General features: G+C 58.5%; 18 protein-coding genes. 1 reads left to right on the top strand and 17 read right to left on the bottom strand.

What is annotated here, in order from left to right; translation table 11 throughout:
• Positions 1-44: 44 nt before the first annotated feature.
• The 17 genes from IPP35_00595 to IPP35_00515 form a co-directional block, all read right to left on the bottom strand.
• Positions 45-3,320: an efflux RND transporter permease subunit gene (locus IPP35_00595; protein ID MBL0057641.1), complete on the bottom strand. Its 3,276-nt coding sequence runs from the start codon at positions 3,318-3,320 to the stop codon at positions 45-47.
• Positions 3,321-3,322: 2 nt separating this feature from the next.
• Positions 3,323-5,200 (bottom strand): TolC family protein, encoded by a 1,878-nt coding sequence (locus IPP35_00590; GenBank protein ID MBL0057640.1) that lies wholly within the window; start codon positions 5,198-5,200, stop codon positions 3,323-3,325.
• A complete protein-coding gene (locus IPP35_00585; GenBank protein MBL0057639.1) occupies positions 5,197-6,369 on the bottom strand; it encodes a tetratricopeptide repeat protein in 1,173 nt (390 codons plus the stop codon). Before IPP35_00585 ends, IPP35_00590 begins: the two co-directional genes overlap by 4 nt.
• Before the next feature lie 204 nt (positions 6,370-6,573).
• Positions 6,574-7,017, bottom strand: coding sequence for a tetratricopeptide repeat protein (locus IPP35_00580; protein ID MBL0057638.1), 444 nt, complete (start codon positions 7,015-7,017; stop codon positions 6,574-6,576).
• The gene (locus tag IPP35_00575) at positions 7,014-7,421 is read right to left on the bottom strand and encodes a hypothetical protein (GenBank protein ID MBL0057637.1); all 408 of its coding nucleotides are present in this window, start codon (positions 7,419-7,421) and stop codon (positions 7,014-7,016) included. Before IPP35_00575 ends, IPP35_00580 begins: the two co-directional genes overlap by 4 nt.
• 12 nt (positions 7,422-7,433) lie before the next feature.
• The gene (locus IPP35_00570) at positions 7,434-8,597 is read right to left on the bottom strand and encodes a PorV/PorQ family protein (GenBank protein ID MBL0057636.1); all 1,164 of its coding nucleotides are present in this window, start codon (positions 8,595-8,597) and stop codon (positions 7,434-7,436) included.
• Positions 8,594-11,467 (bottom strand): fibronectin type III domain-containing protein, encoded by a 2,874-nt coding sequence (locus tag IPP35_00565; protein MBL0057635.1) that lies wholly within the window; start codon positions 11,465-11,467, stop codon positions 8,594-8,596. The genes IPP35_00570 and IPP35_00565 overlap by 4 nt, the downstream gene beginning before the upstream one ends.
• A 100-nt stretch (positions 11,468-11,567) precedes the next feature.
• Positions 11,568-13,565 carry a hypothetical protein gene (locus tag IPP35_00560; protein MBL0057634.1) on the bottom strand — a complete coding sequence of 666 codons (1,998 nt, stop codon included), beginning with the start codon at positions 13,563-13,565 and terminating at the stop codon, positions 11,568-11,570.
• Between the two features lie 51 nt (positions 13,566-13,616).
• A complete protein-coding gene (locus tag IPP35_00555) occupies positions 13,617-14,480 on the bottom strand; it encodes a hypothetical protein (GenBank protein MBL0057633.1) in 864 nt (287 codons plus the stop codon).
• A 386-nt stretch (positions 14,481-14,866) separates the two neighbouring features.
• Positions 14,867-16,228 (bottom strand): sigma-54-dependent Fis family transcriptional regulator, encoded by a 1,362-nt coding sequence (locus IPP35_00550; GenBank protein ID MBL0057632.1) that lies wholly within the window; start codon positions 16,226-16,228, stop codon positions 14,867-14,869.
• Between the two features lie 18 nt (positions 16,229-16,246).
• Positions 16,247-17,356, bottom strand: coding sequence for a response regulator (locus IPP35_00545; protein ID MBL0057631.1), 1,110 nt, complete (start codon positions 17,354-17,356; stop codon positions 16,247-16,249).
• Between the two features lie 3 nt (positions 17,357-17,359).
• Positions 17,360-18,043, bottom strand: a complete 684-nt coding sequence (locus IPP35_00540) for a response regulator transcription factor (protein ID MBL0057630.1) — start codon at positions 18,041-18,043, stop codon at positions 17,360-17,362.
• Positions 18,044-18,046: 3 nt separating this feature from the next.
• On the bottom strand, positions 18,047-19,174 hold the full coding sequence (locus IPP35_00535; GenBank protein ID MBL0057629.1) for a response regulator: 1,128 nt from the start codon (positions 19,172-19,174) through the stop codon (positions 18,047-18,049).
• Positions 19,174-20,619: a HAMP domain-containing histidine kinase gene (locus IPP35_00530; GenBank protein MBL0057628.1), complete on the bottom strand. Its 1,446-nt coding sequence runs from the start codon at positions 20,617-20,619 to the stop codon at positions 19,174-19,176. Before IPP35_00530 ends, IPP35_00535 begins: the two co-directional genes overlap by 1 nt.
• Positions 20,620-20,812: 193 nt before the next feature.
• Positions 20,813-21,856 (bottom strand): efflux RND transporter periplasmic adaptor subunit, encoded by a 1,044-nt coding sequence (locus IPP35_00525; GenBank protein ID MBL0057627.1) that lies wholly within the window; start codon positions 21,854-21,856, stop codon positions 20,813-20,815.
• A gap of 1 nt (position 21,857) precedes the next feature.
• Positions 21,858-22,484: an efflux RND transporter periplasmic adaptor subunit gene (locus tag IPP35_00520; GenBank protein ID MBL0057626.1), complete on the bottom strand. Its 627-nt coding sequence runs from the start codon at positions 22,482-22,484 to the stop codon at positions 21,858-21,860.
• 5 nt (positions 22,485-22,489) lie between these two features.
• Positions 22,490-23,047 (bottom strand): hypothetical protein, encoded by a 558-nt coding sequence (locus IPP35_00515; GenBank protein MBL0057625.1) that lies wholly within the window; start codon positions 23,045-23,047, stop codon positions 22,490-22,492.
• A 470-nt stretch (positions 23,048-23,517) separates the two neighbouring features.
• On the opposite strand from IPP35_00515, the gene IPP35_00510 reads away from it, so the two are divergent.
• On the top strand, positions 23,518-24,849 hold the full coding sequence (locus IPP35_00510) for a hypothetical protein (protein ID MBL0057624.1): 1,332 nt from the start codon (positions 23,518-23,520) through the stop codon (positions 24,847-24,849).
• The last annotated feature ends 14 nt before the right edge of the window (positions 24,850-24,863 follow it).

Here is a 24,863-nt window from a genome sequence, read left to right as displayed (position 1 = left end):
GCGGGGCGGGAACGGAGAGCGACGGGTGAGAAGAACGCACGGGTCTACCCCGCCGCGGGAGGCTCGGGGGACGGGGGGTCGCTCCCCTCGATCGGGTCCATGGAAACGCGTTCGGCGCGCCATTTCTCCCAATGGTAGTAGAGAAGCGGGATGAGGAGCATCGTCAAGATGGCCGAAACCGTCAATCCGCCGACGGAGACCACCGCCATGGGAGACGTCAACTCCGATCCTTCCGTCAACCCCGCGGCCAAAGGCAAGACCCCCAACACCGACGTCATGTTGGACATGACGATGGGCCGGAACCGCGCCGCGGAAGCCTGGAACACGGCGTCCCGGAGGCCAACGCCGCTCCGGCGGAGCACGTTCATGAAATCGATCAAGACGATGCCGTTATTGACCACCATCCCCCCCAACATGATGCACCCCAGGATCACAGGCGCGCTCAAGGGCGTGCGCGTTAAAAAAAGGCTCAGCGCCACCCCGATCACTCCCAGAGGAAGGGTGCCCAGGACGATCAGAGGGTGCCAGAGGCTCTCAAATTCAGCGGCCATGATCATGTAGTTCGCCACGACACCCAAGACCATGGCGATCCCCAGGGGACCGAAAGATTCTTTCATCTGTTGGCTCTCACCGCTCAGTTTCAGGTGGTAATCGGCCATCTCGAATTGGCCGAGGCGGGCGTCGATGTCGGCGATGACCTCGCTGGAGGAGCGTTTGAGAATGTTGGCGGAGATCAAGACGGCCCGCTGTTGGTCCAGGTGCTTGATTTCGCTAGGGCCCTTGGCCGTTTCAATGGTCCCGATTTCAGAAAGGGGAATCATCAAGCCGTTCCTGGTTTGCACCACCAGCCGTCGAACCGAATCCATATTGACCCGGTCTTCCGGCCTCAGTTGAACCCGCACATCCACCTCCTGGCCTTCCTCCTTGTAGGTCGTGGCCACAAACCCTTTTATACCGATCAGCGCCGTGCGGGCGATTTCAGAAACAGACAGATTGAAGCTCGCGGCCCGCACGCGGTCCACGTCCACGCGGGTTTCCGGGGAGGGGAGGGCCATGGACGTTTTTATCCCGTAGATCCCGGGGACTTTCGCGATTTCCGCTTCCACGTCCGTCGAAAGTTTTCGAAGGGTCGCCAAATCGTGCCCTTTGATTTCAATCAGAATGGGAGAACTGGACTCGAAGGCGGAGGATAGAACGCTCCCTTGGAGGAGGTACTGAACCTGGGCCCCCTCCAGGTTTTCCTTGTCCAAGCGAGCCTTGAGCGCCTCGATCACCTCGTCCGTGGACATCCGTCGGCGGTCGAGGTTCACGATGGCCTGAGCCTGGTAGGAAGTCAACGCGTCCACGGCGTCGGAATTATTGGACCCCACGGCCACCGAGACGTCCGTCACCGCTCCGATTTCCTTCACCTGCCGTTCCACTTTTTGCATCACCCCGTTGGTGATGTCGAGACGAGTTCCCACAGGGAGGTCGATCCTTAGGATGAACCGGCCTTGGTCAAACTGGGGCATGAACACCTTGGGTTGGAAAGCCATCAAGAGCAGGCTCAACATCACCAGTATCCCGAGACCCAGAGAGAGCTTGCGCGGGGCCCGGATGGAGCGGTCCAGGATGGATTTATATCCATCGATCAAACGATGGTAGTCCCGGTCCGGAATTCCATGGGAGAAATAGCGAAACGCCCTTCGGAGCCAGGGAAGAGGAACGGCTTCGGCCTGGAGGACAGGCGCCCGGTTCCGTTTCGGGATAAACCGATCCAGCAACTTCTGGAGCCCCGCCAAAGGCACAGGGTGGCTGATGAGCTGGGGGATGAGCGTGATTGCGATGAAATAAGATCCCATGGTGGCCAACGTGTTCGCAATGAAAAGATCGCGGAAAAGTTTTTGCGCGGCCCCCTGCACGAACATCAAAGGGAGGAAGACGGCAACGTTGGTGATCGCGGAACTGAACATGGGCATGACGACTTCCTGGGTCCCGTCGATGGCGGCGGTGGCGTGGTCTTTGCCCAACTCTTCCCGATGGCGAGTCACGTTCTCCATGCAGACAATCGCGTTGTCCACCAAGGCGCCCACGGCGAGGCCGATCCCCGCCAGAGAAAGTAAGTTGATGGACACGTGGCCGAAATACATAAACACAAAGGTGAACATGGCCGAAACCGGGATGGTCAGCGCGGCCACCAAAGAGGACGTCAGGTTCCGTAAAAAGAAGTAGAGGACGAGGAACGCCAAAATTCCGCCCAAAATGCTGTCCACCACCAGGCCGTTGATGGCGTCACGGATGAAATCGGCCTCATTATAAACGAGGTCCACCTGCATCCCCCTGGGGAGGCTCACCCGGATCTCGTCAATGGCGGCGAGGACGCGGGCGGCCGTATTCAGGGTGTTGGCGTCCGCCTGTTTTTGGACGGCGATGGAAATATTGTCCAACCCGTTGTGGCGGGAGAAACTGGTCTTTTCCTTGAACCCGTCGATGGTCTGGCTCATGGTTTCCAAGCGCACCAAGCGCTGGTCTTTCGGCGTGGACTCCTCCCGGGGAGCGCCGCGCCGCCGCTCGAAATGTGGTTGCTCCTCCGGCGGCCGGGCCACTTTGACCACCACCTCGCCAATCTCACTCAAGTGAGTAAACTCGGCGACGGTCCGCACCAGATACTGGTAGGTTTTCCCCAAGGTGGTGCCCGCGGGGTAGTTCATGTTCGTTTCTTTTAATGAATCTACGATGCCGTTCAAAGACACGCCAGTGGATTCCATCCGGCCCATATCGACTTCCACGCGGATTTCACGCTCTTCGCCCCCGCTGATCACGGCGGAAGCCACGCCCAGGACCTTTTCCAAGCGTTGCTTGACCACTGTTTTCGCCTGGCGGGTCATGTCCGACATGGGAAGCGAACCGCTAATGGAGAAAATCATCATGGGCTGGGCGAACGGGTTGATGCGGTTGATGATCGGCTCTTCGGACTCGGAGGGCAGGCGGTCTTTGATCTGGTCTATTTTTTCCCGGGCGGAGAGGTGGGCGAAACCCATGTCCGTCCCCCAATCGAACTCCAGCGTGACCAAGGAAATACCTTCCTTCGAAAGCGACCGGACCCGTTTTAAATTCGGCACGGTGCCGACGGATTCTTCGATGACCTTGGTGATCAGGTTTTCGATTTCTTCAGGGGCGGCGTTGCCGTAGCGGGTAATGACCAGGAGTTGGGGGTAGGAAATGCTGGGAAACAATTCACGGGCGTTGAGGAACCAGGTGATCAACCCCATCAAACAAACCCCGCAGAAAATCATCGTCCCGGTGACAGGACGGCGGACAAAAAATGCGGGGAGACTCATCTCTACCGAAACTCGGGGATGGAGGCCAACGGGACGCCCACGGCGCGTTCTAGACCGGCCAAGGAAATCTGATAGAAGGCCAGCGCCTCTTCGTAGTTCGCCGTCGCCTCTCCGAACGCATTTTCGGCCGCCAACGTTTCCTGGGGTTCCACCATGTTCATGCGTTCTTTTTGGTGGGCGATATCCAACTCCTTCTCCCGGTAATCCACCTCTGAGCGGGCTCCCCGAATTTGGATCTTGCCTTTTTGGATGTTGTAATAGGCTTCGCGCACGTCCACCTCCACGTCGCGCCGGGCCTGGTCCCGCTCGTAGATCGCGCGGTCCCGGCCAGCCCTGGCCTGGCGAGCGTCCCCGGCGCTTTTAAGCGCATCAAACATTCCCACGCTTACGGTTTTCCCTTCCACGTTCGTCGCCGTGGTCTCCGCATAGTCCGGCACCGTGTGTTCTTTGGTGGCCGCGCCCTTTAACGTGCTTCCCCCGAAGAACAGGCTCGCTTGAAGCCCCGCGTTCCAACTGTTGCGCATCTCCAAGGGATCGCTCTCAAAGGCGCCGCCAGCATTTCCCGTGAAATAGGTCCCATCCACCTTCAGGAGATCCTGGGCCCAGGCGGCGCGATAGCCGTAGGATTGCGCTTCGGCCGTCTGCTCGGCCACCCGCATTTCAGGCCGGTGCTCGTGCCCAGTGGCGATCAGGGATTCCGGAGGCATGGCCAATTCCACCAAGGCGTTGGGATCGATGGAATCAGCGGGATTGGACAAAACCTCGGGTAGAGGTTCCGCGATGTTCACCAGCCCGGCCATTTTGAGCCGGGCGATCTCCAGGTCTTTTTCGTCGGACAGAAGCCGGTAATAGCCCTGATTGAAAAGCGATTCGGCGCCCAGGTAGTCGGCTTGGGTAATCAGGCCTAGCTGTTTTTTCTTGCGGGCGAGCTCGATGATCTTTTCCGATCTCTGGCCGAGTTCTTTCCGGACTTTGACGGCCCGCTGGGAGCGGATCAGGTTGTAATAGGCCCGCGTGATCTCAAAAATGATTTCGCCGCGGACCTTGCGCACATTTTGTTCCGCCACGGATCTCTGGGCGGCGGCGGAGCGGAAATTAAAGTAATTCCGGCCGCTGTGGAAGATCGGGATCCCGAACTCCAGCCCATATTCTTTGCGCCTGAATTTCGTGTCGTCGGTGGAGACCGTGGGGCTTTCTTTCAATTCACCCTGGGACTCGCTGTATTTCCACGTCACGGCGGGCATCAGGTTCCGCATGGCCTCCAGGTAGCGCACGTTGGCCACGCGAAACTCCTCTTCCGCGACGCGAAGCGGCATATGGTTGGCGATTCCCACCCGCAGGAAATCCGTCAACAAGGGGCTGGTCGGCAATCCCAACCGCTGGACACCGGGTTGATCTCCCACCACCAATTGGTCCCTTTTATCCAGCGGCTTGGCCATTTCGGAGGTCCGCTTGGGGGCGGGGCGAAGTTCCACAGCCAAAAGCCATTCCTTTTGAACGACGGTGTAAGCGGTGGGTTGTTTGAATTTTAAATGAATGAACTCCAGAGGTTTGGCCTCTTCCCCCGAGGCGGGCGCCGCCCCGCCGCGGTAGCCGTAGCGGATTTCGCTCACGCTTTCGCTAAAGGCGCGCTCGATGGCGGGGCGACGGCAAAGAACGGGCTCAAGAAAATACAGGACAAGCCCTGTGTCTTTTTCCCTGACCTCACGGTATTTGAGGGGGCGGGTGGATTGAAGAATGATTTTGCCGAATTGACCGACCCCCTGAACGCTGACGCTTTCGATGACGTTGTCCGGCGTGGGGGCGGCGTCCGCCCCGGGAACCCCCAAGAAGAAAGCCGCCCCGGCCAACCCCGCGAAGAATTTCCATGGGGATTTCATTTGTTCCCCTCCTGCATGATTTTCACCAGGGCCTGCTTGGCCCTTGTAAAGTCGGGATTCATGCGCAAACAGTCCTGAAGTTTCCGCATGGCGCCCTCTCGATCGCCTCGGGAGTAGGCCGTCAATGCCTCCCGGTAAGCTTGGTCCGTCGCTTGCCGTTGGCGGTTCCGTCCGTCATCCAAGAGTTGTTGAGCCTTCGCATCGTTCGGGTTCTGAGCCAGATGCCGCTCCAACGCTTCGATGCCATCCTGAAACCGATTGTTCTGAAAGAACTCCTCCGCCCGGCCCAAAACATTCCCGTTGCCCCCAGCCCGGGGTCCTGGCGCATCGATCGCGAGGTCCAACCCAAGAATCCGGTTTTTGTAATCCGTGGCCAATAGGTTGCCCGGGTCCAGGCTTAATACTTTTTCAAAAATCGCCAAGGCTTCTTTGCGGCGTCCCGACGTGAAGGCGTCCATGGCTTTTCGGTTCAACTCCTGCACATGGCCCGCCACTTCTTCCTTGTGGGCCTGGGCGCCCAAACGGCGGGCTTCGTACAGCGCGGTGCGGGCCTCGGCGTTGGTCGGATCCATTCGCAACACTTCGTCCAACGCCCGAATCGCGTCGGGGAAAAGGCCCTGCTGGATCAGGCCCTGGCCCAGGTCCAAATGAACGCGGATCCGCTCCTGCCGCTGTTGCTCCGCCAACCGTTTCTTCGCGGAAGCAATCTTTTGGGATAAGTCCAATCGGTCCTTGTTGAATACGAGCACTTTTTCCCAAGAGTCCACCGTTTTGAACCAATCCTCGTCCATGTAAGCCAAAACGCCTTCGGCCTCAAAAAAGGCGCTCGAGCCCGGTTTGGCCTTCCGGAGCGCCCCGTCCGCCTTGACACGGATTTTCTTTAAAAGTTCCACCGCGTCCGGAAGGTTGGGCGAGCGTGCCAACACGTCCCCCACCCGATCGTATCCTTCCACCAGTTTCCCGTGGGCGACGAATTCTTGAGCGGCGTAGAGGGCTTTCCTTTCTTGGTCCCGCTCTCGGCGAACCTGCTCGTCCCTCTTGCGTTGGGCGTTCTTCAGCCCTTTTCGCGCGGCGTCGTTCTTCGGATCCACCTCCAAGATTTTTTGAAAGAGCTGTACGGAATCCTCGAACCGATTGTCGAAATAAGCATCCAGGGCCCCCTGAAGCATCTCGACAGGGGAATCCCCCAGGACCGGGGAGCTCAGCCCAAGCGAAACAGCGAAAATAAAAAAAAGAAACCGGCCCCACGAAGCCTTCATAATGTAAAAAATAGATATCCCCTCACGTCAAGATTCCAACTTAGGCTAAGTTTTGATCAAAAAGGTCGAGCTGTCAACCCATGCAACCTTTGTTAGCATTTCCCCTGAGAATTCTCAGAAGTGATCCCCCCCACGAGTGTTTTTGGAACTGATTTTCGGGGTGCCGGCGCCGCCCTGGGAGAGGCGTTCCACCATGCGGCGGGCTTCCGTGTTGTCAGGCCAAAGCTCCAGGGCCTTTTGGGCGAGCTCCAGGGCCTTCTGCGGGTCCCCCGCCAGGAAGGAATCAAGGGATTGGTTGTAAAGTTCTTTGGATTTCACCATATCTTCCCCGCCTTTTTTCGCCAGAAGCGTTTTGAGCAGTTCCGCGGCCTCGGGGAAATTCGGCCAGTTTCTGAGCGCTTTCTGAGCGTAGGCCACCGCCGTTTTCGTGTCCCCGTCCCGGGCGGAACGCAGGGCCAGGTTGTAAGCGTCTTTGGCGATCAGGTTCCGACTGAGGTCCCGGAATCGGAGGGCTTCCTCGTCGCCGGTGTTGTTCTTCAGGATTTCTTCGAACTTCACCAGGGCTTCCTCATAGCGTTTTTGTTCGAAAAGTTCCCGCCGCTTTCCGCCAGGGGGCGGATGATTTCCGTTATGCGTTGCGTTTCGGCGGCCTCCTGGTATTTCTTTTGGACCTCCTCCACCCGCGCTTTCAGCTCCCGCGCTTCGGGGTGGTCGGGGGTCAGGGACAATACTTTGTCGGCCAGCTCGCCGGCTTGCACGAAATCCTGCGCGGCGAACGATTGGACCGCCATGGCATAGAAGCTTTCGGTCAAACTTTGAAATCGTTCGTCGATCCGGTTCAAGTAGGTCTTGGCGCCCATGTGGTCGGGTTGGAGGGCCATGATGGACTGGAACTCCCGCCGCGCGCGGAGCAGGTCGTCCACCTGGAAGAACTGCTCGCCCCGGGCGAAGTGATCGTCCACCTGGCCTTGGAGTTATTCCGCCCGGGGCCTCATCGGCCATCTGCTTGAATTCCGACTCGATCCGCCGCGCCAACAGTTTGGCCGGGCGGTGCCAGGGGCCACGGTCAGAATTTGGGTCGCCTGCATGTAGGCGTCCACCATGTACCCCTGGGCGTAGCGGGAGAGCGCGCGCTTATAGGCCATCTCCACCTGGGTCGTGACCTGCACTTGCCGGTAGGCGGGCCCGAACCGCATGCCCAAGCTGATCCGATGGCTGTCACCGAACCGCCCGAACGGCACGAACGCGTAGTCCAGGTGGAGCCGTTCGTTGCCGATCCCGAACCCGTAGGTCAGGCCCGTGTCCAGATCGTTGTTGCCTTTATAGCCCAGGCGGAAGGCCAGAATGTCCCAGATCCGGTAGTCGGCCCCCAGGTTGAGGTAGGGACCCCCGGCCCCAGGCAGGACCAGGTCGCCGGCCAGCGTCATGTTGTCGCCGAAAAGCGGATACGCCGCGCCCAGTTTCATGGCCATGGGGAAAGAGGCTTTCTCTGAATCGAAGGTCAGGCCGGTCCCCGCGTTTTGGAGGACAAAGCCGGTACGGAGACCCTGGTTCCATTTGCTCTGGGCTTCGTAGATGAGCCCCACGTCCGCCATGTAGCCCAGGGCCGACTCTTGGTCCAAGGTTTTCTTCAACACCTTGAGGTTCACCCCCGTCTGGATCCCGGAGAACCAACGCAGGTCCTCCCAAGGCTTCGCCCACCCCAGGGTCAGCAGGGAGTCGGAGGCCGCCACGTTTCCGGTGATCCCGTTGGTGCTGTCGAACCCCTCGATGTCGCCCACCCGCAGGAACGATCCGCCCACGCCCAAAACCCCGCCCGAGGCCGTGGGCCGGGCAAAGTAAAACACGTCCTGGTCCGTCCCCTGCACGGCGGCGTTGTGCATGAACATGATTTCGCTCTGCGTCAGCCCGCCCAACCCCGCCGGGTTCCAATAGAGGCTCGTGGCGTCGTTCACCGCCGCCGTTTGCGCCTCCCCCATGGCCACCCCCCGCGCGCCCACCCCCATCTGGAGGAAGTTCGCCGTGGTGTTGCCGGAGGATTTTGCCAGAAGGGTGGGAACCAGCCCGAACAGCGCGGCCGTCAGCACGAGGGCGTCCGGCGTCCCTCCTTTCCAAAACCGCCGACCGAGGGAACTCATCGGATCACCATCAGCTTGCCGACCTTCCGCTCTTGGTCGTTTTCAATCACGTAAAGATAGACGTCCGACGCGACGGGATCGCCCCCGTCCGTGTTCACGGGGTCCCACCGGACGAACCCGGCCCCCGTGTCGTCCGACAGGGTTTTCACCAGCCGTCCGTCCAAGGTGAACACCTGGACCTTCGCGATCTGGGAATTGGGGAAACTGAAGACGATGCCCCCGGCGTCTTTCGCCGCGCGGTAGGGAACAGGGAACGGATGGGCTTCCGTCAGGTCGAAAGAGGCCGTACCGATCAACGCGTACACCGAAAAGTGGCGCAGGTCAACGGACACTTGGCGAAGAGCGGTGTCCACCCGGCTGCCCGGCAGTTTCATCCAGGCGCCGGACAATTCGTCCAAAGCGTAGATCGCCAAACGGTCCACCTTGACGGGGTGGCCGCTTTCGGTTCCGTCCACGATGCCGTTGCCGTCCGCGTCTGGATAGCTGAAGGTCAAGGTGACAGGCGCTCGGAACGGCGCCGTCAGCCGGGTCCCGTCCGAAGCGTAATGGTTGAACTCCTTGGTGGCCAAAACTTGATTGTAATCTCCGCCGGACCGGCGGGACACGGCCCCGCTCGCGCCGCGCACGGCGGCCCCGATGGGCGCGGGGTCGTTCCTGACGTCGTCATCGAAGGCCACTCCGGAAGGGTCCGCGCCGAAAGCGTTGGCGCTCACGTCCAACCGCGCCCCGTTGTCCAGGGTCACGAACACCGTCGCGGCGTTCGGGTCGATCTGGGTGAAAAACGTGACGGAAAACTGTTGGTTTTGGGACATGCGGTTCCCGCCCAGGTCCCGAAGGTTCGACGTGCTGGAAAGGATTTCGTATCGCGCGCCCCGTTCGAGGGGCACGTTGGCGGTCACATCCATGTAAGTCGTCGATCCATCCGCCACCGTCGCCGTGGAGGTAAAGGTCACGGTGGCGTTCACCTGTTGGCCCAGGGCATTGTGGGTTTGGATGAAGGAGAGGGCCCCCGGGCTGGCCAGATTCATGGGTTCGGAGAAAATCAAGCGGATCGGCGCGGACGGGTCCACGGCCGCGTAGTGGTAATCCGACTTCGGCATTTTGGCCCCCGCCAAGGAAACACCCTTGAAGCTCGGCGGCAGGGAGTCCTCTTTGAAGTTGTAGGTAAAGGAGGTGGGCGCGGATTGCCAGTTCCCCGCCAGGTCCAACCCGATCGCCTTGAAATAGTAGGTCCCCGTGGCGGGAACAACCCCCCCGCTCCCTTCCGCGCTCGATAAAGCCAGCCGAACGGCGGGTCCAGCCACGAAACGCGTCGTCGTGCTCTGGACCGGGTCCAGGGAGTTGTCGTTGAGAACGAAACGGTACGCCCACCCCACGATGGGGCTTCTGGACACCGGATGGCCCAAGTCGATAACGGGCCACGAGAAATCAATGGTTTGAAAACCCAACGTCCCGCCGTTGTCGGGAATCACGAAGCCCGCCCACTGCGCATCGATGGGGCCGGCCTGGGGCGGGGTCAAATCCACGTAAATGCGGAAAGAGGGATCGCCGGGATAAATGGGCGAAGAGGGGTTTCCCGTTGCGGACATTTTATCACCCACGATGTGGAGGAAATATCGATCTTCTCCCGGAACGCACACCCCCTGCAACGGACCCACATAAGTGGGGTTCACGTTGATGCTATCGTCGGAGCAATAAGCCGTGTCTTTTTGAACCCCGTTCCAACCTTGGCCCACCGACGTATAATTCCCGTTGGAAAAGGTGGTGCTGTCCGACAGGACGGAGCTCATGAGGATGTTGAAATGGGAGGAACCCGAGGCCCGAAAAGGGATGACGCTTGAACTGACGAAAACGGATGCCTGCCAACTTTGCGCCGCCGTGACGGTGGCTCCCCTCACCGTCAGTTCAACCCGCGGCGTTCCCGACTGCGGTTCGATGAGATTGTATGACGGGGCCTCGACCTGCTTGTCCCCGTTCCGGACAAACACCTTAAGATGGTGATTCTCGCTCGGCAAATTGTCTCCGTTAATAACGTAACGACCGGTTCCCGCGTCCAGGAGCCCCCATTGGGCCAGGGTTCGCCACACACTGGTATTGTTGATGTCCGTAATGGCGCTAGGGACGGCATTCCCGCCGGAATAAACAAGAAACCGATCGTGGAAGGAGGGTGTCGGCGAACCCACCGCTTCGAACTGGAAAGCGTATTCCGTGGTGTTTGGATCGTTGGCTTTCGAAGCGATTCGAATCTCCCAGGTGTCTAAATCCGTGACATTTCCGTATTCAAAGGGGTCGGCCGGTTGGGCGCGGGTATAGACAGTCGTCGTCACGCTGACGGCATCTTTTAATCGGGTGAGGTTGATGTCTTTGGCCCGCACTTCAAACGAATAGGGCTTGTTCGGCAGAAGTCCTGGAAAGGTCCGCCCCAAAACCTGGTTGGGCGTGTCCCAAATAAGGGACGGAGGGCTCCTTGTGTCATAATAGGTCGCTCCGTCATTTCCGTTGGCACTCCATCCCAGATTCAAATCAGCGGTGGTCGTGGAAACGGGTTTCCCAAAGGGTAGGATCACGGGAGGCGCGGGCTTGGTTTGGTATGTATCAAACAACAAATTTGCGGCCCAAATGCCTTCGCGATTGACGGCGGAGACGCGCGCGTAATACTTTCGATTCGAAACGAGGTTATTGAAATTATGAAAGAGACCCGTGACGGAGGCTGACGAGGTCGAATTCGAGGGAAACGTCTGGATGGTGGAGATTTCCACCTTGTATTCCGTGTCGCCGGGGTTCCCAGGCGCGGACCATCGGACGGTAATGGAACTTTCAAAAATGTCGGGGTCCGCCGTGTTAAGGATGGGCGAATTAGCCAAGGTCACGGCAACCGTCGATGAGGCTTGACCAGAAAAAGAAGAGCCGCTTCGGCTTAGGGCGTTCACCTGAACCTGGTAGGTGGTGTTTGGAGTCAACGAGGTCGGGCTACCCGCCGTCGCTGGCATGGCATAGGTCGATGGGGGCAGGGAAGCCAAAAACAAACCCGTGGACCAAGCTACGGTACTGGGTGTTCGGGGAGTTTTTAATGGTTCCCGACTCATCCGTCCATTGGATGGCGAGATCGCGAACGGCTCGGGTCACGGATATCAAAACCGGGGCCAAGGGGGCGGTGATACTGTTTCCAGTCACGGGCGGATCCAATGGCGATCCGTTGGACGCCTGGAGGGTTCGAACGCGGACGAAATGCTCGTCGTTCGCGAGGACAGGATCGCCCGGAACCAACGGGTTCACGTTTTCAAACATATGAGAAACCTGCCCGCTGGGAAGATCCGTCGAGGCCAGAACCGTGGAAAAAGCCGAATCCCGGGAAAGTTCCGCCCGATACCGAGAAAGCGGGTTGTTCCCGTTGTGGGTCCAGGAGAACGAGATTTGATGCCGAGGGTCGGGGGGGACCATAATACCCAGGGGGCCGGGCGGTACCGCCTGGGTGAAGAAAGTGGCCACGTCGCCGGGGCCTTGCGCGGAGGGGACCCCCGAGGAGTTCAAGGCCGTGACCTTTATGTAGTAGGGGGTGTTGATTTGGAGGGAGTTCAACGGATACGGGGTGATGTTTGTGTTGACGTCCGCCCCCGCGCTGAGGAACCCGGAGGACGGAGAAATGGAGGATATGTCGACTTTAAAAGAGTGCGCGCGGGGGGCGCCGCTCCAGGACCAAATCGCTGTCGCGCTAGTTTGGAAAACATCGAAGGCTTGCACCGCCGTCGGGCGGAAGACGCTCGTGACCGCTGAAATCTCGCTGGAATAACCCACGGGGGAGCTCACGTTGTCAAAAACTTGGACGCGGAATTTGTAGGCCTGGTTATCATCGAGGAAGGGGAAGCGATAATAAGGTTGGGTGTTTGGGAGAAGGGCGCTTCGGCTGACGGTAAAAAAATTATCCGAGGAGGCTTCCGCTTGGTATTGGTTTCCGGCCGGGAGACCCGCGACGTTCCAGCGAAGAGTGGCGCTGGTCACATAGACCTCTGAGGCGGCCATCGTTGCCGTGGGAATGGCGTTTTGGAAAACCATGGCGACGGGAACGGCGGGATACCACGGGGTATAGGCTCCGGCCTGATTTTTTGCCCTCGCTTGGAAATACCAAGTCTTGTTCCGGTCGAGGCTATTAAAATCCGGAAGGGTCACCGATGTGGCGTTGTTGTCCGTTATCGCTTGCGTAAGGGTCTGGGCTAGGATAAAGCTTGTGGTGGTCGACAGGCGACCCTCAAAATCCAAGGCGTCTGAACGCGGGTTGTTGGGGTTAAAGGAAACGGCGATTAACTTGTTGTCGTAATCCGTCGCATAGGAAACATTCGTGATTTCCGGCGCCAGCGTGCAGGCGGAGGTCGTGGTGAGGTAGGACCTGTTTTTGGTGAAATCTGAATCAAGCGCTTCCAAGCCAATGTAATAGACCGTGTTGTAACTGAGCCCGGGGACCGTTATATCCGGGTGCAGGGTTCCTGTGGTGACGGCGGAAAAGCTAGCCGGGACGTCGGTCGAAGAGTCGAAGTTGGCCTGGTTCATCGGGGTGGTTCGTTGGCGCAACTGATAATTGTTAACTCTAATGTCGGACTTGATTCCCGACCCGGGGGCTAGCCAGTTGACTTTGAATGAGGTGGAGGTTACCGATAACGGCACCGGTTGGAAGGAGGTGGGGATGCTTGGATAGTAAAGGTTCCCTTGAATTCCACCCAGGTGCCGGCCGCCCGAGTAAGAAGAGGTACCAACATCCACAGTTCCAATGCTCCCCTGCAATAGAACTGAGCCATCATCGGCGTTAATGGCTCCCTCCCCATTGATATCGCTCCGCGTGATGTTGTAAGTCCCATCCGTATATTCGATGGCGAAGGCCAAAGAAAAGGAAAACAGGACCCCAAGGCCGATAACCCCGACCTTAAGAAAATCCGTCACGCGCCATCCGCGCCTGGCCCAACGACCTCGATTCACGATTTTCCTCCGGAACTATCCATCCGCTAAATCCAAATTAAACCCGTATTCTTAATATTGTAGAACGCTCACCCGAACAGTCCCTGAGATTGTATTTACTGTTGAACTTGTCGGATTGAAACAACGGACCGTCACCGTATTAACAGATGTCACGGACCCATACAACATTAATTTATTAAAGTCAGTGTTCGAAGGCGCTCCGATCAGGACGACATCTCCCGGATTCGCCCCCGTCACTGTGATGGTATCGGTCGAGGTGGCGCCTGATGACAAACTTCCAAAATCGGTCGGCCCGGTGACCGATAATATTTTCTTCAGAACGGTTCCACCCCCCAAAGATAAACCGCCGCCAATAGAGGCTTCATTGGATCCATTTAAAATCACCAACCCGTTTGCCGCGTTTACCGTATTCCCCTGAAGCGTCACATTGGAACTTAACCGGGCATCCGCCACGGACCCGGTGAGGTTCGCCGCGTTCAAATACCGAGAATCCAAATCGGACTGGTTGATTTCAGTCAAACCAACCGCTCCAGCCGCCACGGCAAGGGCGTAGGGAGCGGCCACGAGTTTTTGGCGCGGGAGGAACGGCGAAGGGGCCCCCACGCGTTGAAGTTGCAGGTAACGACTCGTCCCACCGCTAAAATGGTTCGCGGTGAAAAGAACAACCGTGCTGAAGACCCCATTTACGGTAGAGACGGATTGATTCACCGATTCAATTGGACTTCCCCCCGAAGCGGACCCATAGACGGAAAATGTAATGCTATAACTCCCGTCCGCTAGGGGGCTTCCCCCATTGTCGGTAAGTTTTCCCTGGTAGGCGATTTCATTGGGGGCGGCCGCCAGGGCCGGGTAGCTGAGGGCGATGCCGGCCGCAAGGGCGAGAATGGTTTTAACAGTGAGGGACATTTTTTTCATTGGGCTACCCTTTTTGTTGAATTTGACTCCGTTCTGCCTGGCCGGCTTCCCGCTGGCTCGAGACCGGCCCTACCCCAAGGATCTTAAACCTGTGGCCCCACAAGGGGGCCTCAATCCGCATTCATGCAACACTTCGGCCGAAGTGAATTCTAGGATTTTCCGCTTTATTCAGCGACCTGATTTATATGGCTTCAATCGATTCGCCACGGTGGAGGTCGGTGACAGCAGGTTGGGCTGAAACGCCGGAGGATGAGGAAACGGATCTGAACTTGAATCGAAAGGCCAGAAGGAGAAGTAGCAACGCCAACAGCAAGAACGTTTCGTAAAGTTCTCGGATTTCTCTCGACGTGGACCTTCTTTTCCGGACCATCGCCCCTCCCGACCCGCTACAAATCCAGCTCCTTAAGTTTAAGCTCCAAAGCCCCGATGTCAAGGCCTAATTCTCGAGCCGCGGCGGCCTGATCGCCAGGGAACATTTTCAAGACGTTCCCGATGTGTTCCCGCTCCACGCGCCGAATGACCTCGTTAAGACCGCCGGGAGAGGCGGGCTCCGCTTTGGCCGGACGGGAATTCTGGATGCTCATGGGCAGATGTTCCGGCAAGACCACATCTTCCGCCAGCAAAGTCGCGCTCCGCAGAGCGTTCTGCAGTTCCCGGACATTGCCGGGCCATCGGTAGGCTTTGAGAAGAGCCATCGCTTCCGCCGAAACGGATAGGTGGGTTTTGCCAAGCTGTTTACGAAAAGAGTCAACGATGTTGATGAGGAGCCCGTCCAGGTCCTCCGGTCCCCGGTGGCGGAGAGCGGGAAGTTCGATGACGAAAACCTTAAGCCGGTGGTACAAGTCCTCGCGAAAAGTCCCGCTTCCAACGGCCCGTTCCAGGTCGCTGTTGGTGGCGACCAGAATACGCACGTTAATCTCGACCGGGCCCTTGCGGCTCCCCAACCGTTCGATCTTGGGTTCCTGAAGAAAGCGAAGAAGTTTGACCTGGATGTGGAGGGGCAGGTTGCCTATTTCGTCCAGAAACAAGGTCCCGGCGTTGGCTTGCTCAAACTTTCCGGCGCGGGCGACATCCGCGCCCGTAAAAGCGCCTTTCTCATACCCAAAAAGCTCGCTTTCGATGAGGGACTCCGGCAGGGCCGCACAGTCCACCACAACGAAAGGCTTGTCGGCCCGCTGACTGAGGCGATGAACCGAACGGGCCGTCACTTCCTTCCCCGTTCCGCTTTCCCCCAGAATCAGCACAGGGATGTCCGTCGGGGCGACTTTATTCACCAGGGACATCACCTTTTGCATCATCGCGCCCCGGGCGATCACCTCCTCGCCCGACGCCCCCGCGATGTCCCGGGTGACGGGACTCAGGCGGGACACCTTCCCCACTTCCAAGGCCTGTTTGACCACAGCGGTGAGCTTTTCACCCTCAAGGGGTTTAATGAGGTAGTCGAGCGCCCCCAACTTCATGGTTTCCACGGCGGAGTTAACCGTTTGGTAGGCCGTCATAATGATGACGGGCAAGCTGGGATGGGTCTCCCGCAACCGCCGGAGCGTTTCCACCCCGTCCATGCCGGGCATCTGGAGATCCATAAAAACCAATTTGGGGTCCTGGCGTTTCAACACGCGCAAACATTCGACTCCGCTCGCCGCGCTGATCACTTCGTACCCCGCTTCTCCCAGGATCCGGTGGAAAATCATGCCGACGGCCGGTTCGTCGTCCACGACGAGGATGCGGGGAAGGTTTTTTTTAATCATATCGGCGCCAAAAACGGCTCATTTCGAACGCTCATGGGGTTCTCCCCCCTTCAGCGGCTCGGGGCGGGGGCCGGGAAGGCGTATGTGGAAAGTGGTCGGAGCGCCTTCCATCAGGGTCAGGTCCCCGCCGTGGCTCTCAATGACCCTGCGGGCGATGGCCAAACCGAGACCGGTTCCGCGCTCTTTCGTGGTGAAGAAGGGCTCGAAAACCCGTGCCCGGACCTCCGGGGTGATGCCGGGGCCGCTATCGGAAACGTCCATATAGACCCCCCCCGGTGCCCGTCCCGCCCGAACCGTGATCCCGCCGGGACCCGCGAGGGCGTCGATGGCGTTGTCCAAGAGATAACCCAAGACCTCCTCCATCAGTTCTTTGTCCAGGGGAACGAGGGGCAAGGGCTCTTCGTAGCGTTTCTCCACGTGGACATTTTGCAGGGGGCCGCGGGTCAGCACCCGGGAAAGGACGTCGTTGACGAGATCGTGCAGGTCTTCCAATTGAAAACGGGGCTGATAGGTGCGGGAGAACCGGATGAAGTCATGAGTCATGCGCTCCAAGCTTTTGACCTTATCCTCGATGGCCAGAGCCACCTCCCGTTTTTCGTCGGTGGCCGTGAAGTGGGTCTTCAGGTATTGAGCGCACATCAAAATGACGCTCAGGGGGTTCCGCATCCGGTGCGCCAGCCAGCCGGAAACCGAGCCCAGCGCGGCCAGCTTTTCCTTTTCGATCAGCTGTTCTTGAACGCGTTTCAGTTCCGTGGACAGGCGTTGTTTTTCCAGGCACCGGCCCACAATGGCGAGGAGGGCGTCCCGCGTGAACGGTTTCGTGATGTAATCGTAGGCCCCCAGGCGAAGGGCTTCCAAGGCCGATTGGAGCCCGCCGAACGCCGTCATGAGAACGACTTCGACCAGCGGAAACCGCGCCTTGGCGAGCTTCAGGAGGGTCATGCCGTCCATGTGCGGCATGTTGATGTCGGTCAGAACCAGCTGAAAGGAGACGTGTTCCAAACGGTCCAACGCTTCCTGCCCATCCGTCGCGGCTTCCACGTGATAGCCCGAGTCGGCCAAAAGATCGACGCACAACTCCCGAAAACCAGATTCGTCGTCGACGACCAGGATCCGCGGCCCGCTCACGGGTCACCCGTCAAACCGATAACCGAACCCGAGAACCGTCATGATCTTATCCCCATGCGGCCCCAGTTTTTTCCTCAAATGCCGGATGTGAACGTCGATGGTGCCGGTGTTCCCAGGGGTGTCGAAGCCCCAGACCGAGGTCAAGAGGCTCTGGCGGCTGATGGCCTTGTTACGGCTCTTAAGAAGGACGGTCAAAAGATCGAATTCTTTTGGCGTGAGGTCCAGGGCCTTCCCCTTACAGCGAACCATGTGTTTGTCCAAGTCCACCGTCAGGTCTCCGGAAGACAGGATGAGAACCTCGGGCTGGGCCCGTTCGAACCGCCGGAGCAGGGCCTTGATCCGCGCCAATAGTTCCCGTTGGCTGAAGGGTTTGGTCATGTAATCATCGGCGCCCATCTCAAGCCCCATCACTTTGTCGGATTCTTTGTCCTGCACCGTCAACATCAAAACCGGGACATGCCGGCCCCGCTCGTCCTGGCGGATTTGGCGGCAAAATTCCAGACCGCCGATGCTGGGAAGCCAAACGTCCAGCAGGACCAGGTCGGGGGTGTTCTCATAGAGCTTTTTAAAACCCTGGTCGGTGTTGTTGGCCACGAGGGTTTGGTAGCCGTGCTCCTCCAAAATATCGGAGGCCAGCTGGCAAAGCTGGACGTCGTCGTCAATAATCAGGATCTTCTTCCCGGCCATGGTCTATTTCTCCTTCGGGGCGGCCGAAGGCGGGTTGTCGTAAGAGAACCCCAACTCGCTAAAAAGGTCGGGCGGCAGAGTCGGGACGTCACTGCCTTTCTGGCTAGCTGCCGGGAGCTCGGAGGCAGGGGGGTCCAGAGGCCCTCCGTCCCCGGCGAGGCGCCGGCGGTCGGTGACGAAAGCGCTCTTCCCGAACGATTTGGCGTAGCTTTTCAATTCGCTGGCCATGGAACTGATTTCGCCCGGATGGGTGAAGCGCCGGTCCCCGTTGGAAACGATGGCGAGGGCGATCCCGATGAACGGGAACTGAGCCGGCTCCCCCTGCCGGGTCTTGCCCAGGATGAACCCCCGGGCGCGATCCTCCGGGTCGTACAGATTGGGCACAGCGGCGTCAAAACGTTGAATGATCTCCCGGGAAGCGTCCTCGGCCTGTGCCGCCGGCAGAATCACGACGAAATCGTCGCCCCCCACATGGCCGATGAACCAGAGCCCGCTTAAGACCGCCGATTGGGCCGCGCGCCCTTCCACGGACAAAACGAGGCACTGGGCCGCCAGTTTAATGGCCTGGTCTCCGCGCAGGAACCCATAGCGATCGTTGAACGCCTTAAAATTGTTCAGGTCCGAATAGATCACCGCAAAGGCCTCCTGCTTCCGGAGGCGTCGCTCCATCTCTTGGAGAATGCTGGTGTTGCCCGGAAGGTGGGTGAGGGGGTTGGCGTCCAACTCCCGGATATTCCGGCTGAGAGCATTTTCCAAACGCGCCTGAAGCCGTTCTGTGTCGATCGGTTTGGTGAGGTAATCATCGGCGCCGGCTCGGAGGCCGGCGATCTCGTTGCGCTTGTCCGAAAGAGCGGTCAACATGACGATCGGGACGGTCCGAAGCGTGCTGGTCCGCCGCATGGCTCGGCAGAGGGTGTACCCGTCAGTATCCGGCAAATCCACGTCCAGAATGATGGCGTCGGGAGGGTTTTCAAGCGCCAACCGCAAGGCCGATTTTCCCGTCATCGCCATGGAAACGTCGAACCCGCATTCCTCCAGAAAGTCCTTCAGAAAGATCGGGAGGTTGGCCTCGTCGTCCACGATGAGGATGCGCGGACGGGGGGGAGGGGGCGGGGGCGCGGTCTCGTCCATTAGTTGAAGATCCTCGCGTTCGTTGTCGCCGCCACGGGAACTTTCGGGATGGTGAATAAGAACGTCGTGCCGCGGCCCAGCTCGCTTTCCGCCCAAATCCGGCCGCCGTGAGCTTCGATAATGCCTTTGGCGATGGCCAGCCCCAGCCCCGTCCCTTTGGGCCCCCCCATCTTCTCGCGCGTTCCCGGCACCTGCTTAAAGCGTTCGAACAGGTGGCCGATAAATTCTTTGGGAATGCCGATGCCCGTATCCGCCACGCTGACGGTGAGTTCCCCCCCGGTGTCCCTGGCATCCAGCGTGAGCGTTCCGCCCTCGGGAGTGAACTTATAGGCGTTCGACACCAGGTTCGTGATCACCTGGCGTATTTTTTCCTCATCTGCAAGAAGGATGGGAAGAGAGGCGTCGGCCAAGGAGCGGCCCGTCATTTTTTTCTTATCCAACAGCGGCTGAAACAGGTTCAGGGTGTCTTCGAGGGCCTTGGGAACGTGGAAAGACGTCTTCCTCACATCCACTCGGCCCGCCTTCAGTTTAGCCAAATCTAAAATGTCGTTGATGAATTGAGTGAGGCGGTTGGTACTGTCCAAAATGATGTTGAAGGCCTTCGTTCGCTTTTCCACGGGGATCTGTTCGAGAGGTTTGCGTGTCATCAGTTCCACGTACCCCGAGATCGCGGCCAACGGGGACCGAAGTTCATGGGAAACAGAAGAAACGAATTCGTCTTTCAGCTGGTCGACCTCTTTCAGTTTAACAGCCATGACGTTAAATTCGTGAGCCAAAAACCCCAACTCGTCTCGGCGCTCGATGGAGATTTGGGTGTCCAGGTTGCCGTCTCCGATGGCTTTCGCCCCGTCCGCCAGGAGATGCAGGGGACGGGTGATCTGGGCGGACATCGCCAGAGTCGCCAAAATGGCGAACAACAAAGAAACCACCGCCACCGCCATCACGATCCGTTGAACCCGGCCGACTTTTTCTGCGATGGCCGCCTCGACGTAGGTCTGAAAGAAACCCACGCGCGCCATCCCTAAGGGATCTCCGCCGTGTTTCACTTCCCCGGAGACTTCCAGAATTTCCTCGCCCGCCGGTGTTCGCACAATTTGTCGCGCCGGCCCCCCCACCAACGCCTGGGAAACGAAAGGATAGATCTCTCGGAATTTGGGGGTGTCGCCCAACATTCTTTTCGATTCTTCGTTGGCGAAAGCCGCGTAGGCCAATCCCGGCAGAGATTTCTGAAGGCTGTCGATATAATTGGCGACGATCACCGGGTCCCGCAACACCTGGGATTCCTCGCAAACGCGGGAAAAGTTCTTTAGCGTGGTTTCCTGGTTATTGCGGACTTCGGCCAGAAAAACCTTCCGAAGAAGGAAAAGCGTGGAAATGCTGATGTTTCCCACGAGGAAGACAATGATGAGACCTGTAAACAGGCTGAGTCGCGCGCGAAGTTTCATAAGTGGGCCCGGTCGACGCCGTGCTTTTTAAATGTATGCGACAAACGGGCCAAAATCAAGCCCCCCTTAAAAAGAATTATTGAAGTGAGGCCTCTCCACTCAAAACGAGACCGAGGGCCAACGACCTGGAAGGCGACGAAACCGACCTATCCCTCAAATCCAAAAACAAATCCCATCCTCGCCCTCGCCGACGTCAATCTTGATCGATGATCGTGATGGGATCGCCCGGAGCGAGATCCCCCGCGTGTTGGGTAATCACGCGGTCCCCGGGTTCCAGCCCCCGCTCGATCACCGCGAACTGGGTGGATAGGTATCCCGCTTGTACCGCCCGCGCCACGACCCGGTTGTCCGGTCCCGCCAAAAGGACCCGGCGCTCCCCGCCTCGGCCCGGCTGAAGAGCCTCCATGGGAACCGTCAAGGCGTTCGGCGAGCTGAACGTCACAATTTTCACCCTCGCCATGAGACCGGGAAGAAGAAGTCCCCCCGGATTTTGCAGACGCGCTTCCACGCGAAATTGATGGTTTTGCGCTTCGGGATCAATTTTATCGATTTTTCCCCTGAAAGAAACGTTCCCGTAGGTGGCCACGCGGGCGACCACGCCCTGCCCGATGGCCACCGCGTCGATGGCCTGCTCGGTCACCCACCCCGTCACGGTCACGTTCTCCACGGCCAGAAGCCGAGCAATCACGCGGTTCGGCGTAACAAATTGCCCCACGGCGATTTCCCGGTCGGCGATGACCCCGGAAGCGATGGCCGTGATGACCCTTTTTTCCATGCCGCGTTCCGCTTTCCGAACCTTGATTCGCGCCCGCTCCAAATCGTCGGGGGTCATTCCGCCCACGCTGAAAAGTTTTTCGGCGCGGCGGAGATCATTTTGCGCTTCCCGAAGATCCAGCAGAGCGTCGCCCTGGTCCAACCGGGCGATCACGTCGCCTTTCAAAACCCGGTCCCCGTTGGAGAAATCAAACTGGGCGACCACCCCTTCGGATTCAAATTGAAGATCCACAGCCGAGGAAGCCACGATGGTCCCGACCACCTCAAGAGAGTCTTCGAACAAATCGCGTTTCATCTCGAGGACGTGAACGCGGTTGGTAGGAGGTCCGGCGGAAGGGGGAACCGAGGGCGGGTCGCGCCGGCCCCACCAGAAAAGGCCCACCATGGCCGCCCCCGCCAACGCCCCAACGCCCGCCAACCAGCGCCGGAACTTTTTCCGATGCGCCCGAGAGGCCGGAAGCATTTCAGCTCTTTTCGATAATTTTGACGGCGGCGCCGGCCTTCAAGTCCTGGGGGCGCTGGGTGATCACGAGGTCCCCGGGCTCGAGTCCGCGTGAAATAAGAGAGAACTGGCTGGAAACGTAGCTGACCTCCACGTCCCGAGCCTCGGCGGTGTTGTTTTTGGTCACCACGAACACGCGGCTTCCTCCGGAGGTTTTTTCTACGGCGTCGTTCGGCACGGTGAGGGCGTTGTCCTGCTCAAAGATCGTGATGCGCACCCGGGCGAACATCCCGGGCAACAGAAGCCCCCCCTCGTTGGCGAGGCGAGCCTCGATACCCAGGGTCCGGCTTCCAGGCGCCACCATGGGATTGAGGTTTTCAACCTTCCCGGTGAACTCCACGTTGGGGTAGGTGTCCACGGTCAAAACCACTTTTTGCCCTGGAAAAATCCGGTCGATCTCTTTTTCGATCACGCCGACTTTCACCACAACGCTGTCGATGTTGACGAGCGTGGCAATTTTTTTGTTCGGGGTAATGTACTCTCCCAACTCGGCGTCCTTGTCGCCCAAAATACCGTCCCTGGGAGAGCGAAGAACCGTCTTTTCATTTTCCAGGGCGGCCAAGTCAGCGGAAACTTTGGCCTCCTCCAATTTGTTCAGGGAGACGCCTCCGATGGCGTAAAGTTTCTCGTACTGCTCCAGCTCCAGGCGCGCTTTTTTAACTTGAGGTAGGTGTCCCGTTGATTCAAGCGGGCGATGACGTCGCCCTTGCGAAGCTTGTCCCCCTCTCGAAATTCAAAGAGGTCGATCACCCCTTCGGTCTCAAAACGCAGGGGAATCTCAGACCCGCCTTGGATGGACCCCACCGCCACCATCGGGTCCACGAATCGCTCCGCCTTCATCTCCACCACATTCACAGCCAGCGTGCCGCCCTCGGATTTTTTCGGTGTGTCGGGGCCTTTCCCGCTAAAAAGTCCAAAAAGCTTCATACCCCCTATCATTAAGAGAAGACCCAAAATCACCACGATCGCCATGAAAGCGACCTTGTGTTTTTTCGCAAAGGGGGCGACGACCCTCTGAATGAAAGCATGAAGCGGACCCTTCACCCGCAACTTTCCCCGCCCCGGCTCATGCCGGGGCGCAGGAGAAGCCCCCCCTTGGCCGCCGTGGTGGGGATGGGCGGGATGAGACGAATGTCCTGGATTTTCGGTCAAAGTATTCCTTCCTTACTAAATTTCTTCTGCCCACAGGGTCTTCGACCCCGAAAACATGAGAGAGTTCCCGATCTTGGATCTGACAAGACTATAATTTTTCCCGTCATTGGCCAACCAGGAAATTGCCGAACACCCGGTCAACTCAGGTACCCACTTCTCTGCAACAAAGCGGCCAACGCACTAAAAAACCGGGAAATGCCTATGCCGAAAAGTGTTTGACTTAATTTCTCACGTAGTTGTAGAATAAAATCGGTTTCAGGTTCCTTGAAAAACAGTCCGATTCCCCGCGCGCTCTCACCGAAGGCGCCGGGGAAGGACTGATCCAAAGGAACGCAGGATGACCGGCTCGCACGGCGAGCCCGCTTCTTGCACCCTGAGGGAAGGCTTGAAATCGGGTTCGGTGGGCACTAACGGGAGGGGGCGCGACGAAGCATCCCCTTTCGCTTCCAACGAAGGAGGAATCATCCAGAATGAGAAAGCTACTTGCAGGGTTGGTGTTGTTGGGGCTTTTCGGAGCCTCGGTCCAAGCGGAAATGCTGGGGCTTAAGAACATCAAGGTGGACGGCAGTTTGGAGGTGAAGGGCGTTAGTGCGAACAACGAGACGGACTTCTCCGCCGCTGACGATCACCGGGGCGACACCCTCACTCGGGTTCGCCTGGGGATCAACATGGACCTAAACAAGGACGTCTCAGGCCGGTTGGAGTTTGTCCGGAATCCGGATGCAACCTTCGCCGCGCAGTATGGAAATGGCGCGACGAACCTTGACACGGAGCAGACCGCCGTCACGATACAAAACGCCTACGTTGACATGGTAAACTTCCTGGGATTGGACACGGTTCGTCTCGGTCGCCAGTATGTGGGCCATGAAGGGGACCTGATCTTGTTCTTGGGCCCCGTTAACGACGACGCCTTATCCGTGAACGCCCTGGACGCCTTGGCCATCTCCAAGAAGTTCAGCAAAATCAACCTCTTCGGGGCGACCGGAAAGATGTATGACAACAACAATATCCCTGGCGCCGGCGCCGCTGGACCGGGGGACATCAACCTCAGCTGGATCACCGCCGCCTCCGATGAGCTCATCGCGTTGGACAAGATTAAAGTTCCCCTGGAAATCGGGTACTACCAGGCGAACAACACCAGCGGCACCGCCACCAACGACAACGTCACTCTCACGGTCATGGACCTTCGTGCGGGGATCGTGGCGTTTGACGACCAATTGACCGCCAGCGTGGAATACGCGATGAACGGCGGCCAGGACAACAACAGCGGTACCAAAATCAACTATAAGGGCAATGCCATGCTGGTCAAGGGCGCCTTTGGAAACAAGGACATGGGTTTTGATGTCCATGCCCAATATGCCATGGGCTCAGGAGACGACACAGGGAACGACGACAAATCGTTCCATTCCATAAGCTCCGACTATCGTTACGGCGAGATCCTCTCCAACGACAACGAGTTCACGGTGGCCAACGGATTGCCCGGCGCTGGAGTGGAAACACCGTTGGGATTGAACGTTGTCACCCTTGGCGGATCTTATGTTCTGCCTTGGATGGGAAGAAAGTTCACGACCATGGGCGATTATTACATGGTTAAAACGGACAAATCGGCTCCCGTCCTTGGGAACAAGATTGGAAATGAGCTTGATCTTGCCATCGCGTATGCCCATTCCGACGACATCGCCGTTAAAGCCGGGTACGCCATGCTAGCCCCCGATGATTTGCTGACGGGCGGCGCCGGCGCTCCAGACGAGAACGTGTCGAAACTTTGGGCGAAGTTGGACCTTAAATTCGGATCGAACTAATCGCCTGAAACTGT

The organism is Elusimicrobiota bacterium, from assembly GCA_016721625.1.
Classification (GTDB): domain Bacteria; phylum Elusimicrobiota; class Elusimicrobia; order FEN-1173; family FEN-1173; genus JADKHR01.
This window is presented reverse-complemented; position numbering and strand designations above follow the sequence as displayed.

What these genes read in the sequence shown, in the direction of transcription:
- IPP35_00595 (MBL0057641.1), bottom strand. Translation starts at nt 3,320, where the DNA reads ATGAGTCTCCCCGCATTTTTTGTCCGCCGTCCTGTCACCGGGACGATG.
- IPP35_00590 (MBL0057640.1), bottom strand. Translation starts at nt 5,200, where the DNA reads ATGAAATCCCCATGGAAATTCTTCGCGGGGTTGGCCGGGGCGGCTTTC.
- IPP35_00585 (MBL0057639.1), bottom strand. Translation starts at nt 6,369, where the DNA reads ATGCTTCAGGGGGCCCTGGATGCTTATTTCGACAATCGGTTCGAGGAT.
- IPP35_00570 (MBL0057636.1), bottom strand. Translation starts at nt 8,597, where the DNA reads ATGAGTTCCCTCGGTCGGCGGTTTTGGAAAGGAGGGACGCCGGACGCC.
- IPP35_00555 (MBL0057633.1), bottom strand. Translation starts at nt 14,480, where the DNA reads ATGAAAAAAATGTCCCTCACTGTTAAAACCATTCTCGCCCTTGCGGCC.
- IPP35_00550 (MBL0057632.1), bottom strand. Translation starts at nt 16,228, where the DNA reads ATGATTAAAAAAAACCTTCCCCGCATCCTCGTCGTGGACGACGAACCG.
- IPP35_00540 (MBL0057630.1), bottom strand. Translation starts at nt 18,043, where the DNA reads ATGGCCGGGAAGAAGATCCTGATTATTGACGACGACGTCCAGCTTTGC.
- IPP35_00535 (MBL0057629.1), bottom strand. Translation starts at nt 19,174, where the DNA reads ATGGACGAGACCGCGCCCCCGCCCCCTCCCCCCCGTCCGCGCATCCTC.
- IPP35_00530 (MBL0057628.1), bottom strand. Translation starts at nt 20,619, where the DNA reads ATGAAACTTCGCGCGCGACTCAGCCTGTTTACAGGTCTCATCATTGTC.
- IPP35_00525 (MBL0057627.1), bottom strand. Translation starts at nt 21,856, where the DNA reads ATGCTTCCGGCCTCTCGGGCGCATCGGAAAAAGTTCCGGCGCTGGTTG.
- IPP35_00510 (MBL0057624.1), top strand. Translation starts at nt 23,518, where the DNA reads ATGAGAAAGCTACTTGCAGGGTTGGTGTTGTTGGGGCTTTTCGGAGCC.